1 protein-coding gene is annotated in these 761 nt (G+C 66.4%); it reads left to right on the forward strand.

The window, feature by feature from the left end; genetic code table 11:
• A partial coding sequence (locus Q1A36_RS21325) for an NAD(P)(+) transhydrogenase (Re/Si-specific) subunit beta (protein WP_299848188.1) occupies positions 1 to 761 on the forward strand: 761 nt, incomplete at both ends.

Raw genomic sequence — 761 nt, forward strand, 5'->3', positions numbered from 1 at the left:
CTCGGCGTGTTCATCGGCGCAGTGACCTTCACCGGCTCGATCGTGGCCTTCGGCAAGCTGGCCGGACGGATCAGCGGCACGCCGAAGAAGCTGCCGGGCGGGCATTTCCTGAATGCCGCTGCGGCGGCCGCTTCGCTGGTCCTGGGCCTGCTCTACTGCGCCGATATCGGCCCGGGGGTGTTCTGGCTGGTCCTGATCATGCTCTTGGCCTTCTTCATCGGCTACCACCTGATCATGGGCATCGGCGGGGCCGACATGCCGGTGGTGGTGTCGATGCTGAACAGCTATTCGGGCTGGGCGGCGGCGGCGATCGGCTTCACCCTGTCGAATGACCTGCTCATTGTGACCGGGGCGCTGGTGGGTTCTTCCGGTGCGATCCTCAGCTACATCATGTGCAAGGCGATGAACCGCAACTTCGTCAGCGTGATCCTCGGCGGCTTCGGCGGCGAGACCGGCCCTGCGGCCGAGATCTCGGGCGAGCAGGTGGCGATCGATGCCGATGGCGTGGCTTCGGCGCTGAACGAGGCGGATTCGGTCATCATCGTGCCGGGCTATGGCATGGCGGTGGCGCAGGCCCAGGGGCCGGTCTCGGAACTGACCCGCAAGCTGCGCGCGGCCGGGAAAGAGGTGCGCTTTGCCATCCACCCGGTGGCGGGCCGTCTGCCCGGGCACATGAACGTGCTGCTGGCCGAGGCCAAGGTGCCTTACGACATCGTGCTGGAGATGGACGAGATCAACGAGGACTTCCCCTCGACCGACGT

The sequence above is a fragment of the uncultured Paracoccus sp. genome, assembly GCF_947487305.1.
Classification (GTDB): Bacteria; Pseudomonadota; Alphaproteobacteria; order Rhodobacterales; family Rhodobacteraceae; genus Paracoccus.